This window comes from Citrobacter sp. Cf088 (assembly GCF_030334295.1).
Classification (GTDB): domain Bacteria; phylum Pseudomonadota; class Gammaproteobacteria; order Enterobacterales; family Enterobacteriaceae; genus Citrobacter; species Citrobacter freundii.
On record NZ_JAOWEE010000058.1, the window covers coordinates 190114 to 205545 of the forward strand.

General features: G+C 48.2%; 14 protein-coding genes. 11 read left to right on the forward strand and 3 right to left on the reverse strand.

Going from position 1 to position 15432, the window contains the following annotated elements; all coding sequences use genetic code 11:
* Window positions 1–7: 7 nt before the first annotated feature.
* The 3 genes from OGV71_RS24235 to queF form a co-directional block, all read right to left on the reverse strand.
* Entirely contained in the window at window positions 8–1297 is a 1290-nt protein-coding gene (locus OGV71_RS24235; RefSeq protein WP_003034073.1) for an HAAAP family serine/threonine permease, read from the reverse strand.
* A 560-nt stretch (window positions 1298–1857) separates the two neighbouring features.
* Window positions 1858–3222 (reverse strand): nucleotide 5'-monophosphate nucleosidase PpnN, encoded by a 1365-nt coding sequence (ppnN, locus tag OGV71_RS24240; RefSeq protein WP_003034076.1) that lies wholly within the window; start codon window positions 3220–3222, stop codon window positions 1858–1860.
* A 112-nt stretch (window positions 3223–3334) separates the two neighbouring features.
* The gene (gene queF, locus OGV71_RS24245; RefSeq protein ID WP_286534131.1) at window positions 3335–4183 is read right to left on the reverse strand and encodes an NADPH-dependent 7-cyano-7-deazaguanine reductase QueF; all 849 of its coding nucleotides are present in this window, start codon (window positions 4181–4183) and stop codon (window positions 3335–3337) included.
* 68 nt (window positions 4184–4251) lie between these two features.
* Here queF and syd point away from each other — a divergent pair, with 68 nt between their 5' ends.
* From syd to gudD, 11 genes are all read left to right on the forward strand, one after another.
* Window positions 4252–4797, forward strand: a complete 546-nt coding sequence (syd, locus tag OGV71_RS24250; RefSeq protein ID WP_003034087.1) for a SecY-interacting protein — start codon at window positions 4252–4254, stop codon at window positions 4795–4797.
* A gap of 634 nt (window positions 4798–5431) precedes the next feature.
* On the forward strand, window positions 5432–5761 hold the full coding sequence (locus tag OGV71_RS24255) for a YqcC family protein (protein WP_003034091.1): 330 nt from the start codon (window positions 5432–5434) through the stop codon (window positions 5759–5761).
* Window positions 5761–6543 carry a tRNA pseudouridine(65) synthase TruC gene (gene truC / locus OGV71_RS24260; RefSeq protein ID WP_003034092.1) on the forward strand — a complete coding sequence of 261 codons (783 nt, stop codon included), beginning with the start codon at window positions 5761–5763 and terminating at the stop codon, window positions 6541–6543. The genes OGV71_RS24255 and truC overlap by 1 nt, the downstream gene beginning before the upstream one ends.
* 19 nt (window positions 6544–6562) lie before the next feature.
* Window positions 6563–7012, forward strand: coding sequence for a flavodoxin (locus tag OGV71_RS24265; protein ID WP_003034096.1), 450 nt, complete (start codon window positions 6563–6565; stop codon window positions 7010–7012).
* A 324-nt stretch (window positions 7013–7336) separates the two neighbouring features.
* A complete protein-coding gene (locus tag OGV71_RS24270) occupies window positions 7337–9022 on the forward strand; it encodes a DUF8093 domain-containing protein (protein WP_286534133.1) in 1686 nt (561 codons plus the stop codon).
* Window positions 8991–9407 (forward strand): hypothetical protein, encoded by a 417-nt coding sequence (locus OGV71_RS24275; RefSeq protein ID WP_003035066.1) that lies wholly within the window; start codon window positions 8991–8993, stop codon window positions 9405–9407. Before OGV71_RS24270 ends, OGV71_RS24275 begins: the two co-directional genes overlap by 32 nt.
* A 489-nt stretch (window positions 9408–9896) precedes the next feature.
* Entirely contained in the window at window positions 9897–10421 is a 525-nt protein-coding gene (locus OGV71_RS24280) for a hypothetical protein (protein WP_071524454.1), read from the forward strand.
* Window positions 10399–10815 (forward strand): hypothetical protein, encoded by a 417-nt coding sequence (locus OGV71_RS24285; protein ID WP_061547664.1) that lies wholly within the window; start codon window positions 10399–10401, stop codon window positions 10813–10815. The genes OGV71_RS24280 and OGV71_RS24285 overlap by 23 nt, the downstream gene beginning before the upstream one ends.
* 525 nt (window positions 10816–11340) lie before the next feature.
* Window positions 11341–12693, forward strand: coding sequence for a galactarate/glucarate/glycerate transporter GudP (gene gudP / locus OGV71_RS24290; RefSeq protein ID WP_003034105.1), 1353 nt, complete (start codon window positions 11341–11343; stop codon window positions 12691–12693).
* Window positions 12694–12695: 2 nt separating this feature from the next.
* Window positions 12696–14036 (forward strand): glucarate dehydratase family protein, encoded by a 1341-nt coding sequence (locus tag OGV71_RS24295; RefSeq protein ID WP_286534135.1) that lies wholly within the window; start codon window positions 12696–12698, stop codon window positions 14034–14036.
* 20 nt (window positions 14037–14056) lie between these two features.
* Window positions 14057–15397, forward strand: coding sequence for a glucarate dehydratase (gudD, locus tag OGV71_RS24300; RefSeq protein ID WP_204583313.1), 1341 nt, complete (start codon window positions 14057–14059; stop codon window positions 15395–15397).
* Window positions 15398–15432 lie beyond the last annotated feature (35 nt).

Consider the following 15432-nt stretch of genomic DNA (forward strand, 5'->3'; position numbering starts at 1 on the left):
AGGGGAATTAACTGAACAGAGAGTAGAAAATAGCGGAGATAGCGATCAGGCCCATAATCACAACGAAGACGTTGCTGATATGGCCGCTGTACTTACGCATTGCCGGTACTTTCTGGATGGCATACATCGGCATCAGGAACAGAATCATCGCGATGATTGGGCCACCCAGGGTCTCAATCATACCGAGGATGCTCGGGTTCAGTGTCGCCACAATCCAGGTGGTTACCAGCATGAACAGTGCAGTGATTTTGTTCAGTTTGTTGATTTCGATGGATTTGCCTTTGCCGCGCAGAGACTTAATCACCATCCCGTTGAAGCCTTCACGTGCGCCCAGGTAGTGGCCGAGGAAGGATTTGGTGATAGCGATAATCGCGATGATCGGTGCCATCCAGGCAATAATCGGCGCGTTAAAGTGGTTCGCCAGGTAAGACAGAATCGAGATGTTCTGCTCTTTTGCTGCTGCCAGGTCCGCCGGGGTCAGGCTGAATACGCAGCTGAAGACGAAGAACATAACGGTCAGTACCATCATGATGTGAGCGAATGCCAGAATCTTGGAGCATTTCTTCTCAGCTTCATCACCGTACTCTTCACGCTTCGCCACGGCGAAGGAGGAGATGATCGGGGAGTGGTTGAAGGAGAACACCATTACCGGAATCGCCAGCCACAGGGTCAACAGCAGGCCGTTGCCGGTGGTTGCCGCAGAGTCAAAAGACATGGTTTCCAGAATCGCACCGCTCCACTGAGGGATCAGATACAGCGCCAGCAGCATCAGAGCCGCAACGAACGGGAATACCAGGATGCTCATCGCCTTAACGATCATCTGCTCACCGAAGCGCACGATGGTCATCATGCCGACAATCAGGATCAGAGACAGGATTGCACGCGGCGGAGGAGTAATCGCCAGCTGATGGGTCAGGAAGCTTTCAACGGTATTGGTGATTGCTACGCTGTAAACCAACAGAATCGGGTAGATAGCGAAGAAGTAGAGCAGGGTAATCAGTTTACCTGCGCCAACGCCGAAGTGTTCTTCTACAACTTCGGTGATGTCTTCACCCGGATTTTTACCGGACAGCACAAAGCGAGTCAGACCGCGGTGTGCAAAGAAGGTCATTGGGAAGGCAAGGATCGCCATGATGATCAGCGGGATCATACCGCCTACGCCTGCGTTGATCGGCAGGAACAATACACCCGCGCCAATCGCCGTGCCGTAAAGGCCCAGCATCCACATGGTGTCTGTCTTGCGCCATGCGCTGCGGGTCTGGCCCGTAACGATAGTGCTGGTTTGAGTGTTTTCCATCTATTTCTCCTGGAGGAAGCTTAAAAAGCCGGGTTTGAGGTCAATCCAATGAGAAAGTACCCGGCTGTAAATCGAAATTCGTTGAGCGATTTTTATATAATTTTTCGCCGTAATAATTTTCGGGCGGAAAGATACATTTTAGTAATGAATGTATCAGTGATCGGGATCCCAAATGCAATAATCCACCTTTTATGTGGATAAATTTGGGCCATTAATCTGTTAAAAAATAGTCAAAGCGAATTTACGGGCGCGAAGGCTAACATTAACGACATATCTCATGAAAGCGAAGGCGCGAAGATAGGCGTGTTCAGCTGTAAAAACTGTTGTTTTTAGATGATTTCGGCGACTAATAATAATTTACTAAGATAAATCACGGTTGGTTTTTCAAGGTAATCGTTTGCGTGGCGCGCTGTTTTTAATGAATCATCACTGGTATTTATGTGATTGTCAGAGCTATGTGACTGGTATCACTAAAAAAAGCCGGGAGGCAAATGCGCCAAACCCGGCTTTGATATGGACAAAACTGTCATCGCTATAGTGCTGCTAGCGGGTGTAGAAGGTTAGGCGCAGATCTCGTAACAAGGGATATACGCAGTGCCCGGTAACTTCATACGATGTTGTGCAACAAAGCCCTGCAGGAGATCGTCCATGCGGCGCATCATTTCGCGGTCACCGTGGATTTTGTACGGGCCAAACTCTTCAATAGCGCGGATGCCGACTTCCTTCACGTTACCAGCCACAATACCGGAGAATGCGCGACGTAGATCGGCCGCCAGTACTTCAACGGGCTGATCCGGGTACAGCTTCAGGTTGGCCATGTTTTCATGGGACGGTTCGAACGGCATCTGCAGATCGGGCGCGATACGAATCGACCAGTTAAAGCTGTAAGCATCACCTGTGTCGCGACGGTTTTCTTTCACCAGCGGCATCGCTTTTTTCATCAGGCGCGCCACTTCCGCTGCATCGTCAATGATAATGCGATAGTGGCGACGCGCATCTTCTCCCAGCGTGTGCACGATAAATTCGTCCAGCACGCGGAAGTAATCCGCACTCTCTTTTGGTCCGGTCAGGATCAGTGGTAGAACCTGATCTTTGTTGGCCGGATTCATCAGGATCCCCAGCAGATACAGCAGCTCTTCCGCTGTCCCTACGCCACCCGGGAAGATGATAATACCGTGGGCGATACGCACGAACGCTTCCAGACGTTTTTCAATGTCCGGCATGATGATCAGTTCGTTTACCAGCGGGTTAGGCGGTTCAGCGGCGATGATTGACGGTTCGGTCATGCCAATAAAGCGGCTGTCTTTGTATCGCTGCTGGGCGTGGCCTACCGCAGCGCCTTTCATTGGCGCTTCCATCGCCCCTGGACCGCAGCCGGTACAGATGTTCAGTTCGCGCAGGCCCAACTGGGTGCCGACGCGACGAGCGTACAGGTACTCATTTTCGTTGATTGAGTGACCGCCCCAACAGACGACCATGTTCGGCGCTTCACCGACGTGCAGCGCCCGGGCATTACGCAGGATCGAGAATACCAGGTTGGTGATATGGACCGAGCTTTCGAGATCCAGATGCTGAAAACGACCGGCGTTATGGATCTGGCCATTGACGAACAGAATGTCGCGCAGCACGGCAAACAGGTTAGCCTGTAGCGCACGAATAATGCGTCCATCAACAAACGCATCTTCAGGTGGGTTGATCAGTTCCAGCTTCACGCCCCGTTCGCGGCGCAGTACGTTAATATCGAAACTTTCAAAGCGTGACAGCAGTTCTTTACTGTTGTCGGTCAAACTGCCGGAGTTCAGAACGGCAAGCGAACAGTTACGAAACAGTTGATACAGGTCGCTGCTGGCCGTGCGTTTAAGCATATCGACTTCCAGCTGCGACAACATGTCCATTGAGCCAAGCGGGCTAATATGTGTAATCAAGTAAACTCCTTATGGGACGCAACACGTCATTCCCTGTGATTACAATAGCCCTGGCTTATGACCTTTCACAACCTTGAGCGCGGAATCCGACACGCAAAATTGAGAAAAAAGATTACTGACGTACCAGACGACCGGTTGCCGGAGTGAAATCGGTGTTGGTGCGCCATGGGTTAATGTCCAGGCCACCACGTCGCGTGTAGCGTGCGTAAACGCTCAGTTTCTCCGGCTGGCAGAAGCGCAGAATGTCATTGAAAATGCGTTCCACACACTGTTCATGAAACTCGTTATGGTGGCGGAAGGAGACCAGGTAACGCAGCAGCTTCTCTCTGTCGATTTTACGTCCGCGATACTGAATTTGTATGGAGCCCCAGTCTGGCTGGTGGGTGATTAAACAGTTGGACTTCAGCAGATGGCTGACCAGTGTCTCTTCCACTGCCTTTTCACCGCTCACGGCATTTTCCAGATACGCAGTGCTGAACTGGTAGTTATCGATGACGATATCCTGATTGTCGATACAGGTGCCGTTAAAGTGGGCTATAGGCTGCCCTTCCAGTTCGTCAAGGCGGTACAGCGCCAGGCTGACATCGCCCTGAGCGCAGGCGCGAAGATCGTTTTCCAGTGTCTGACGTACCGCATCCCAGGAATCAAAACGCGTCTGATTAAAACTGTTCAGGTAAAGCTTAAAGCTTTTCGATTCAATCAGATTTACGCTGGTGTAATCCAGTTCCACGTGACCGACTGCGACCTGCGGTAAGCCGTTGGCATTTAGCCACGACAGTTCATACAGCGTCCAGATATCCGCACCGTGAAAAGGCAGGGCATCGGCCTTTAAATCCAGCGGATCGCGGTTCAGGCTGCGCGGAACACCCTGCAACAGACTTGCATCGTAATTGTCTCGGTAATCCGTTGATTTACCTAGAGTCAGGCCATCAAGCGCCTGATGATTTTCATAAGAGGACATGTTTCACCGTCATAAACCAGATACACTATGCGACAAGTGTATCCTGGCTTTTGTGAAGAGAGAAATCAGTGGACGAATTGACAGCGCAGGCGTTGGTAGCCTTTACGACGCGTTATTGCGACGCATGGCATGAAAAAAACAACAGTTGGCCACTCAGTGAAGAGCTGTATGGCGTACCTTCTCCGTGCATCATTTCTTCCACAGACGATGCGGTATTTTGGCAGCCTCAACCTTTTGTCGGCGAAAAAAACCTCAATGCGGTTGAACGGGCATTTGATATTGTGATACAACCTGCCGTTCACGCTTTTTACACCACCCAGTTTGCCGGGGATATGCACGCGCAGTTTGCGGATGAAAAGCTGACGCTGCTGCAGACCTGGAGTGAAGATGACTTCAGGCGTGTTCAGGAAAACCTGATTGGTCACTTGGTTACGCAAAAGCGACTTAAGCTTTCGCCTACGCTTTTTATTGCCACACAAGATAATGAGCTTGACGTCATTTCGGTGTGCAATCTGTCCGGTGAAGTGTGCAAAGAAACGCTGGGAACCCGTAAACGAACGGTGCTGGCGGCCTCACTTGCGGAATTCCTCACTCAACTTAAGCCAGTTCTGTAATCCTGTTTGCCCTGAATCTTGTGAGATATCTCTTACAAACCCTGTAGGACATTGCCAGGTGATAAGTAAAGACTTAATGAATTAATAAAATAATAATTGATTATTATTCAATTGGTTAGTCTTTTATTGTCAACTTTCATACGAAAATAATCGTAAGGGTAAGCCTGTAAGCATCTTGTAAGACAAAGCGAAACAGGCGATTCTATATCTGTCGACAAGGAGTCGCACAACGAAGAGAACATCAGGATGATGGCTCTTCACCTGGACACACCAGGATGGTGTTGCAAGGACAGGCTTCAGGACGAAGCAAAGAGGAAGACGCTGGATGCGTTAAAGGACACCTCCAGGACGGAGAATGAGAGCCGGTCAGGATGTTCGGCGGGTCAGGATGGCCAGGATACTTCAGGATGAAGTTTTCACATCGGGGTGATGTGAGCAGGATGCAAAAGTTCAGGATGAACAAGGTCGCAAGACCACAGGAAAAGTTGTCACGGATGAGCAGGGAGCACTAAAAGTAGCTGGAATGCTGCGAAACGAACCGGGAGCACTGTTTTTTTTACAGTGCTCCCTTTTTTTATTTCCTTCCACTAGTGCTATTCTTCGCGCCAGATTTTTCATCATTGAGGTTTATTTCATGACGACTCATGACCGTGTGCGCCAGCAGTTACACGCACTTGAAGCGCTACTGCGTGAACATAATCACTGGCGGATGGATGAGCCAGCAGAGCATCTGTTTACCAGTACGCAGCCTTTTTGTATGGATACCATGGAGCCGGTCGAGTGGCTGCAGTGGGTGTTGATTCCCCGCATGCATACGCTACTCGATAACGCGCAGCCGCTTCCGCAGGCTTTTGCCGTTGCACCGTATTACGAAATGGCGCTAGCAGCCGATCATCCGCAACGCGACATTCTCCTGGCGGCATTGCAGGAGCTGGATGCGCTGTTTACCAGTGATAACGCCTGATGCTGGAAATTCTTTATCAGGACGAATGGCTGGTTGCCGTCAATAAACCTTCGGGCTGGTTGGTTCACCGCAGTTGGCTCGACCGGGATGAGAAAGTGGTGGTGATGCAAACGGTGCGAGACCAAATTGGTCAGCACGTTTTTACCGCCCATCGACTCGACAGACCAACCTCCGGTGTGCTGCTGATGGGACTGTCCAGCGAAGCCGGGCGTTTGTTGTCTCAGCAGTTTGAACATCATCAAATTCAGAAACGCTATCATGCGATTGTGCGTGGCTGGCTGATGGATGATACCGTGCTGGATTACCCGTTGGTCGAAGAGCTGGATAAGATTGCCGATAAGTTTGCCCGCGATGATAAAGGCCCGCAGCCTGCCGTCACCCATTATCGCGGCCTGGCAACGGTAGAAATGCCGGTAGCGACCGGACGTTATCCGACCACCCGTTACGGGCTGGTGGAGCTGGATCCTAAAACCGGTCGGAAACACCAGCTCAGGCGCCATCTGGCCCACTTACGCCATCCGATAATTGGCGACAGCAAGCACGGTGATTTACGGCAAAACCGCAGCGCCGCAGAGCATTTTGGCTGTCAGCGGTTGATGCTGCATGCCAGCCAGCTTGCGCTGACGCATCCATTCACCGGTGAGCCGCTGGTTATTCGCGCCGGGCTGGATGACGTCTGGATGCAGGCATTGTCACAATTTGGCTGGCGTGGACTTCTCCCTGAGAATGAAAGGGTTGAGTTCGTCGAGCGGTCAGGTCAGGATGAGCAGATAGATTCTTAAGTCCCAGGAGATTACGGTTATGGCGGAAATTGGAATTTTTGTCGGCACGATGTACGGAAACGCACTGCTGGTTGCTGAAGAGGCCGAGGCCATTTTGACGGCACAGGGTCATAAAGCCACGGTGTTTGAAGATCCGGAGCTCAGCGACTGGCAGGCATATCAGGATAAATATGTGCTGGTGGTGACCTCAACGACCGGGCAGGGCGATCTGCCCGATAGCATTGTGCCGCTGTTTCAGGGGATCAAAGATAATCTCGGTTTCCAGCCAAATCTGCATTATGGGGTAATTGCGCTGGGCGACAGCAGCTACGTTAATTTCTGCAATGGTGGCAAACAGTTTGATGCGCTGTTACAGGAGCAAAGCGCACAGCGCGTGGGTGAAATGTTGCTGATTGACGCCAGCGAACATCCTGAACCAGAAAGCGAATCCAACCCCTGGGTAGAAAACTGGGGAACCTTGCTCAAATAATCTCTCGCCCGGCGGCGATTTGCTAGCACGGGCCTGTAACAAATGATGGACATGGAGAGAACAATCTGATTATAAATAAGGAAAAATTGCTTTAATTTATCTGTATTATAAATACAATCGCATGGTTTTATTTGTAACCCGAATTTATATAAATTAAATTCGGGTTTTTTATTATTTATGAGATCAAAAGCACAAACAAGTAACCCAGTCATCATGTTTTAATAAAAAGCAGACTCAAACAACTGAGAGTTATGAATGAATTAATGAGATGAATAAATGAGATAAAATGATAATAACGGAAATTATTAAGCTAAGGAGGGGAACTTGTTTACTTTATATAACACTCGGGATTTTAGCCAAAGTGCCAGATTAGAGGTCTTTGAAAAAATAGTGTCACCTAAAGAAGGTCTTAGGTTAGCAAGGATATATTATGAACTTGATGATAATAAAAATCAGCGCTCAGCTATAGTTGGCCTGCCACAGAGAAAATGGAATGTAAACCGATATTCTTCCGTTGCGTATGAAAGACCCCCCATTGGTAGATGTAATCCCATTTATGATGAGATACAACACAAATTATATGTGGGCGGGATAATAGCGATTGATTGTGGTGAGCATTGGTCCTGGGACAGAAATCCTTTTTATTTTGATGAGGACGGAGAGTTAGTTTATGAACCATTTATGCCCGATATATTCGACAGCATCTTCGAAGAGAGCGTAAGGAGAGCTTATCAGGAAACGCTCGACAGGGAGCAGGGGAGAAAACCCAGACCTACTCAAAAGATTGAGTATGGCGCACCAGGTTATATTGCACCCACACTAAAACCTCTTACCGTAGTACCAGGGCCTTCATGTCCGGTTGAAGAGGATAAATCGTCCCGTGAACCTGTAGATGCGGGATTTTGCGTACTGCCCTATGAGGCCACACCGTCATCTTTCGAATCCAGGTTTTTTATTAATCCTCCGGATGGTACACGTGAGTTATATCACAAGCTCAATCCAGATATAAAAAAACAACCGGGTTCAATTCTGCTTGTAGTTGATCCTGAAAAGCAAGATCAGCAACAGATTGAAACATTGCAAAAAGCGCGTGATAGAATTGATAAAGCGCTTGCACCATTAACACTGCCAGAAGCCCGTGTGTTACACGAAAACAGAGCTTCCGTGGATATTTTTTCTTCACAACTATACAGTGATGCTTTAGGACAAAGTGGGGATATCTTAGGTTACATAAAGGATGCTGGTGGTGGATATTATAAAGAAATAAATAAAACACTCAATGAAATACAGGAGCTTTATAAGAAAACATATAGTAGTAATTCTGGTCGTATTTCTGGAGAGGAGTTTTTTGGTCAACGAGAACGGCTATTTAAAAAATTAGACGGTATTTTGAATAAATTCTCAAAAGAACGGCTAAATTTAAAACAATATGAAGATATAAAGCAGGCATTAGGTTTATCAACCAAATCGATTATGCATAAGTGGGATCAAACAGGTGTAAAGGATATTGAGGGGTATGCAAGCTACATAGAAACATCAGCGAAACTGATAAAAATAATGAGAACAACAGGCTATATAGGTATTGGTCTTGATTTTACGAGTTATACCACTAACGTTTATGAGGCTTGCGCAAAAGGACGTGAAAGCGAATGTAGAAAGGCAGCGATAACGGAGTACAGTAAATTTGGTGGTAAACAAGCAGTGGGTATTACTGTGGGAGGTGTCGCTGGACCAGCAGCAAGAGCAGTTTGCATGTGGGCTTTGGGTCTTCTCACATCAGAGATTGGTGCAGTTGGAGCGGGGTTGTGCCTGGCAACTGGAATCAGTACAGGAATTGTAGCGGGAAAAGTAGCCGAGAAAGAAGGTGAAGGATGGGGGGGATTCTTAGGAGAAGCTATTAATGATGTTATTGAAAATAATCCAGATAAATTAACCCATTATCCCGATACGTTTAATGAAGAATCAGGTCTATTAATTTATGAAAAACTTTTTGATAGAAAATTACCATGATTTAAAATTTTTATTAATAATAGCTATTATGTTTGGATTTGTTATCTTGATTTTTATTTCATATGTGATTAATAAATGCAATTATGAACAAATAGTAAAATTATATGAGAAGAAATTTGATCGTCTACCGCAAACAGCACGTATGGCAAAGGGGGCAAGTTTAATTAGTTCGCCGGCTGCATATCATGCGAAAATTGGGTTTATAATGGGTAGCCTCATATTTCCATATAATCGCATTACAAATAATGATATGAGTGTCGAAGGGTATAATTTTATCCGGAGTTTACCTGGTTATCTGATTACAGGATTTAGGGTGGAAGCGGTTGTTTGGTTCATATTGATTATCTTAATATCTTGCTTGATTTTCATGGAGAATATAGTGTAAAAATAAAGAAGGGATTCTTGTAGAGTTCCTTCTTTACTTTTATTTCAATTCGCCATGTATTTAATCAACAATCCAGGTGTACCAAAACTGCTACACATTATCTGGCTATGATCTACCCTACTGCAGGGCTTCGTCAATGTCTTTGGCGACTTCGGTATAAACTAGGGAACCTTGCTTAAATAATCTCTCGCCTTGTGGTGTTTTGCTTGTACGGACCTGTAACAAATGATGGACATGAAGTGATCAATAAGGAAAATTTGCTTTAATTTATCTGTATTATAAATATAATTGCATGGTCTTATTTGTAACACTAATTTATAAAAATTAAATTCTGGTTTTTTATCATTTATGAGATCAAAAGCACAAACAAATAACCCAGTTATCATGTTTTAATAAAAAACAGGCTCAAAAAACTGGATTTTGTGAATGAATTAATGAGATGAATAAGTGAGATAAAAGAAGGCATTAGGTTTATCAACCAAATCGATTATGCATAACTGGGATCAAACAGGTGTAAAGGATATTGAGGGGTATGCAAGCTACATAGAAACATCAGCGAAACTGATAAAAATAATGAGAACAACAGGCTATATAGGTATTGGTCTTGATTTTACGAGTTATACCACTAACGTTTATGAGGCTTGCGCAAAAGGACGTGAAAGCGAATGTAGAAAGGCAGCAATAACGGAGTACAGTAAATTCGGCCTCAAACAAACAGCAAGTATTGCTGGCGGAGCTGCCAGGGGAATTATGGGAAGAGCCGCTTGTACATGGGTTTTGGGATTGATTACATCAGAAGCTGGAGGTATTGGCGCAAGTGTATGTCTGGTAAGTGGCATTGCTTCAAGTATTGCAGGAGGTATATATTTTGAAAAAGTGGGTGAGAAACTAGGTGATAGGTTTGGTGGATTAGTGAATGACGAACTTGATAATTCAGAATTCAAACTATATGACCCAGATTCATTTAATGAAGCAGCAGGTATTCTAATATATGAAAAAGTTTTTAACAGATAATCTAGATGTCATTAATATTAGCCTTGGCATAATGCTGGTTATTATAACGTTGATTTTAATACTTATGTCTTATGTGATAAATGATGAGAAGTATAAAAAAATAGTAATATTATACGAGGGCAAACTTGGTCGTCTTCCTATCACTGCAAGTTTGGCGAGAACAGCAAGTTTAATTGGTACTCCCGGTATCTACTTTGCAAAGATAGATTTCATTATGTCTAGTCTGATTTTTCCCTATAATAGGGTTTTTAATAATGATATGAGTATTGAGGCATATCATTTTATTCGTTCCTTACCCAAAGAGTTAACCACGGGGTTTAAAGTTGAAGCGGCGTTCTGGTTTGTTGAATTTATTGTTCTGGCTTTTTTGGCGATCCTTTATTATTTTTTCTGAGAAACTGAATGTTAATAGTGGCTCGAATAAACTAGAGTCCTTTTTTATTTCAATGCTCCATATTCCTGAACAACAATCTCATCATAAGTAGTGGCAGGTGATAACCCACTAAAAAAATTTGAGTTCACGTTAGGAGTTGGCGCGCAATCTAAGAGATCAGCTTCCCAAACTGTTAGTCATCATAAGCAGTAGCGCCTTAAACCCAGATGGGTACCGCCGGTTAGATGTTGCCGCCACGCGGCAACAAAACGCCCACCAAACGCCAATTTCGTGAAGCATCTTCCATTCCATTAGGCTTATGCCATAAACAACCTCATTCACCTCTCGCAATGTTGTGTTTTTGCACGGTGAGGGTAAGTGGCACTCCTTCATATACTTTTCCCGTCAGTTCCCGAAAAGGCAGCGAGTCAGAATAAAACGGCCCTGAGCTGTACCAAAACTGCCACACACTAACCTCTCATTCTGATCACCCTACAGGTGCTGTACAGAATGAACTGGCGACAGCCAAGATTCAGGAGTGCAACAATGAGTTCATTAAGTCAGGCGGCGAGCAGCGCGGAAAAACGCACTAACGCTCGCTACTGGATAGTGGTGATGTTGTTTATCGTCACATCCTTCAACTACGGCGATCGCGCCACCTTATCCATTGCCGGTTCGGAGATGGCCAAAGACATTGGTCTGGATGCGGTAGGGATGGGTTATGTATTCTCCGCTTTCTCATGGGCCTATGTTATCGGCCAGATCCCTGGCGGCTGGTTGCTCGACCGCTTCGGTTCAAAACGTGTTTATTTCTGGTCCATCTTTATTTGGTCCATGTTTACCCTGCTGCAGGGCTTCGTCGATATCTTTAGCGGCTTCGGCATTATCGTTGCGCTGTTTACGTTGCGATTCCTTGTCGGTTTAGCTGAAGCTCCTTCCTTCCCCGGCAATAGTCGTATAGTTGCGGCATGGTTCCCGGCACAGGAGAGGGGCACGGCGGTCGCAATCTTTAACTCTGCGCAGTACTTTGCCACCGTTATTTTTGCGCCAATCATGGGGTGGCTGACCCACGAAGTGGGCTGGTCGCATGTGTTCTTCTTTATGGGCGGCCTCGGGATTGTTATCAGCTTTATCTGGCTGAAGGTGATTCATGAACCAAACCAGCACCCGGGCGTAAACCAAAAAGAGCTGGAGTACATTGCTGAAGGCGGGGCGCTGATCAATATGGATCAGGCGGCCGCCAAAGCTAAAGTGCCGTTCAGCGTGAAGTGGGGGCAAATCAAACAGCTGCTGGGCTCACGGATGATGATCGGTATTTACATCGGGCAATACTGCATTAACGCGCTGACCTACTTCTTTATCACCTGGTTCCCGGTTTATCTGGTGCAGGCTCGCGGTATGTCGATTTTGAAAGCAGGTTTTGTCGCTTCGGTCCCGGCCATTTGCGGATTCGCCGGCGGCGTGCTTGGCGGCATTATTTCCGACTGGCTGATGCGCCGTACCGGTTCGCTAAATATCGCCCGTAAAACGCCAATCGTACTCGGCATGCTGCTGTCGATGGTGATGGTGTTCTGTAACTACGTCAACGTGGAGTGGATGATCATCGGCTTTATGGCGCTGGCCTTCTTCGGCAAAGGTATCGGTGCGTTGGGATGGGCGGTGATGGCTGATACTGCACCTAAAGAGATCAGCGGTCTGAGCGGCGGTTTGTTCAATATGTTTGGCAATATCTCCGGTATCGTCACGCCAATTGCTATCGGCTACATCGTAGGGACCACCGGCTCGTTTAACGGCGCGTTGATTTACGTCGGGGTGCATGCGTTGATTGCGGTGGTGAGCTATCTGGTACTGGTGGGCGATATTAAACGTATCGAACTGAAACCTGTCGCAGGACAATGATGATGACAACACAATCGAGTCCCGTTATTACCGATATGAAGGTCATCCCGGTGGCCGGTCATGACAGCATGCTGCTCAATATTGGCGGTGCGCACAATGCATATTTCACCCGCAATATTGTGGTTCTTACCGATAACGCCGGCAATACCGGCTTCGGTGAAGCGCCGGGCGGCGAAGTGATTTATCAGACGCTGGTTGACGCTATCCCGATGGTATTGGGTCAGGAGGTCGCGCGCCTGAATAAGGTGGTTCAGCAGGTGCATAAAGGCAACCAGGCCGCTGATTTTGACACCTTTGGCAAAGGCGCCTGGACGTTTGAGCTACGGGTAAACGCAGTGGCGGCGCTGGAAGCTGCGCTGCTTGACCTGTTGGGCAAGGCGCTCAACGTACCTGTCTGTGAACTGTTAGGGCCGGGCAAGCAGCGCGATGCGGTCACCGTACTCGGCTATCTGTTCTACGTGGGCGATCGCACAAAGACCGATTTACCGTATCTGGAAAGCACGCCGGGAAACCATGAGTGGTATCACCTGCGTCACCAGCAAGCGATGAACAGTGAGGCGGTGGTACGTCTGGCTCAGGCTTCGCAGGATCGCTACGGCTTTAAAGATTTCAAACTCAAAGGTGGTGTACTGCCTGGCGAGCAGGAAATCGACACCGCTCGTGCGCTGAAAAAATGCTTCCCGGATGCGCGTATTACGGTTGATCCCAACGGAGCCTGGTTACTGGATGAAGCCATCTCCCTGTGTAAAGGGCTGAACGATGTTCTGACCTACGCCGAAGATCCATGTGGCGCTGAACAGGGTTTTTCTGGCCGCGAAGTGATGGCCGAGTTCCGCCGTGCAACCGGTCTGCCGGTAGCAACGAACATGATAGCCACCAACTGGCGTGAAATGGGCCATGCGGTGATGCTGAACTCAGTAGATATTCCGCTGGCCGATCCGCACTTCTGGACCCTTTCCGGCGCGGTGCGCGTGGCACAGTTATGCGATGACTGGGGCCTGACCTGGGGCTGCCATTCTAACAATCATTTTGATATTTCGCTGGCGATGTTTACCCACGTCGGTGCGGCTGCGCCGGGTAATCCAACGGCTATTGATACCCACTGGATCTGGCTGGAGGGTGATTGCCGCCTGACCAAAAATCCGCTGGAGATTAAAAACGGAAAAATTGCGGTACCCGATGCGCCCGGTCTGGGCGTGGAACTGGACTGGGATCAGATACAGAAAGCGCATGAGGCTTATAAGGCGCTGCCCGGCGGCGCGCGTAATGACGCAGGCCCAATGCAGTATCTGATCCCCGGATGGACTTTTGACCGTAAACGTCCCGTTTTCGGCCGCCACTAATTTTGAATAAGGACTTAATTATGAGCGCACAATTTTCTACCCCATTGGTTACCTCTATGCAGGTTATTCCGGTTGCGGGTCATGACAGTATGCTGATGAACCTGAGCGGCGCACATGCTCCATTCTTCACGCGCAATATTGTGATTATTAAAGATAACTCCGGTCATACCGGCTTGGGTGAAATTCCCGGCGGAGAAAAAATCCGCAAAACGCTGGAAGATGCTATCCCGCTGGTGGTAGGCAAAACGTTAGGTGAATACAAAAACGTGTTGAATGCGGTACGCAATACTTTTGCCGATCGTGATGCGGGCGGTCGCGGTTTGCAGACCTTTGATTTACGTACCACTATTCATGTGGTTACTGGGATCGAAGCGGCCATGTTGGATCTGTTAGGTCAGCATCTGGGCGTAAACGTCGCCTCTCTGCTGGGGGATGGACAGCAGCGTAGCGAAGTTGAAATGTTGGGTTATCTGTTCTTTGTCGGTAACCGTAAGGCAACGCCGCTGCCGTACCAGAGTCAGCCGGATGAGAAGTGCGACTGGTATCGTCTGCGTCATGAAGAGGCGATGACCCCGGATGCGGTAGTGCGCCTGGCGGAAGCTGCGTATGAGAAGTATGGTTTCAACGACTTTAAACTGAAAGGCGGCGTGCTGGCAGGTGTTGAGGAAGCGGAATCTATCGTTGCGCTGGCGAAGCGTTTCCCGCAGGCCCGCGTCACGCTGGATCCGAACGGCGCGTGGTCGCTAAATGAAGCGATTAAGATCGGCAAATATCTTAAGGGTTCTCTGGCCTATGCGGAAGATCCGTGTGGCGCCGAGCAGGGCTTCTCTGGTCGTGAAGTGATGGCGGAATTCCGCCGCGCTACCGGTCTGCCGACCGCCACCAACATGATCGCTACCGACTGGCGTCAGATGGGGCATACGCTGTCGCTGCAGTCCGTGGATATCCCACTGGCGGACCCGCACTTCTGGACCATGCAGGGTTCTGTCCGCGTGGCGCAAATGTGCCATGAGTTTGGGTTGACCTGGGGATCGCACTCTAACAACCACTTTGATATTTCGCTGGCGATGTTTACGCATGTCGCGGCAGCGGCTCCGGGCAAAATTACCGCGATTGACACCCACTGGATCTGGCAGGAAGGTAATCAACGCCTGACCAAAGAGCCATTTGAAATCAAAGGCGGCATGGTGCAGGTTCCGGCAAAACCGGGTCTGGGCGTGGAGCTGGATATGGATCAGGTCATGAAAGCGCATGAGCTGTACCAGCAACATGGACTGGGGGCGCGTGATGATGCGATGGGAATGCAGTATCTGATCCCGAACTGGACGTTTGATAATAAGCGTCCGTGCATGGTACGCTAAGTGAACTGGGACCGCTCCCATTGAGGGGCGGTTTT

What these genes read in the sequence shown, in the direction of transcription:
- OGV71_RS24235 (WP_003034073.1), bottom strand. Translation starts at nt 1,297, where the DNA reads ATGGAAAACACTCAAACCAGCACTATCGTTACGGGCCAGACCCGCAGC.
- queF (WP_286534131.1), bottom strand. Translation starts at nt 4,183, where the DNA reads ATGTCCTCTTATGAAAATCATCAGGCGCTTGATGGCCTGACTCTAGGT.
- OGV71_RS24255 (WP_003034091.1), top strand. Translation starts at nt 5,432, where the DNA reads ATGACGACTCATGACCGTGTGCGCCAGCAGTTACACGCACTTGAAGCG.
- truC (WP_003034092.1), top strand. Translation starts at nt 5,761, where the DNA reads ATGCTGGAAATTCTTTATCAGGACGAATGGCTGGTTGCCGTCAATAAA.
- OGV71_RS24265 (WP_003034096.1), top strand. Translation starts at nt 6,563, where the DNA reads ATGGCGGAAATTGGAATTTTTGTCGGCACGATGTACGGAAACGCACTG.
- OGV71_RS24275 (WP_003035066.1), top strand. Translation starts at nt 8,991, where the DNA reads ATGAAAAACTTTTTGATAGAAAATTACCATGATTTAAAATTTTTATTA.
- OGV71_RS24280 (WP_071524454.1), top strand. Translation starts at nt 9,897, where the DNA reads ATGCATAACTGGGATCAAACAGGTGTAAAGGATATTGAGGGGTATGCA.
- OGV71_RS24285 (WP_061547664.1), top strand. Translation starts at nt 10,399, where the DNA reads ATGAAAAAGTTTTTAACAGATAATCTAGATGTCATTAATATTAGCCTT.
- gudP (WP_003034105.1), top strand. Translation starts at nt 11,341, where the DNA reads ATGAGTTCATTAAGTCAGGCGGCGAGCAGCGCGGAAAAACGCACTAAC.
- OGV71_RS24295 (WP_286534135.1), top strand. Translation starts at nt 12,696, where the DNA reads ATGACAACACAATCGAGTCCCGTTATTACCGATATGAAGGTCATCCCG.
- gudD (WP_204583313.1), top strand. Translation starts at nt 14,057, where the DNA reads ATGAGCGCACAATTTTCTACCCCATTGGTTACCTCTATGCAGGTTATT.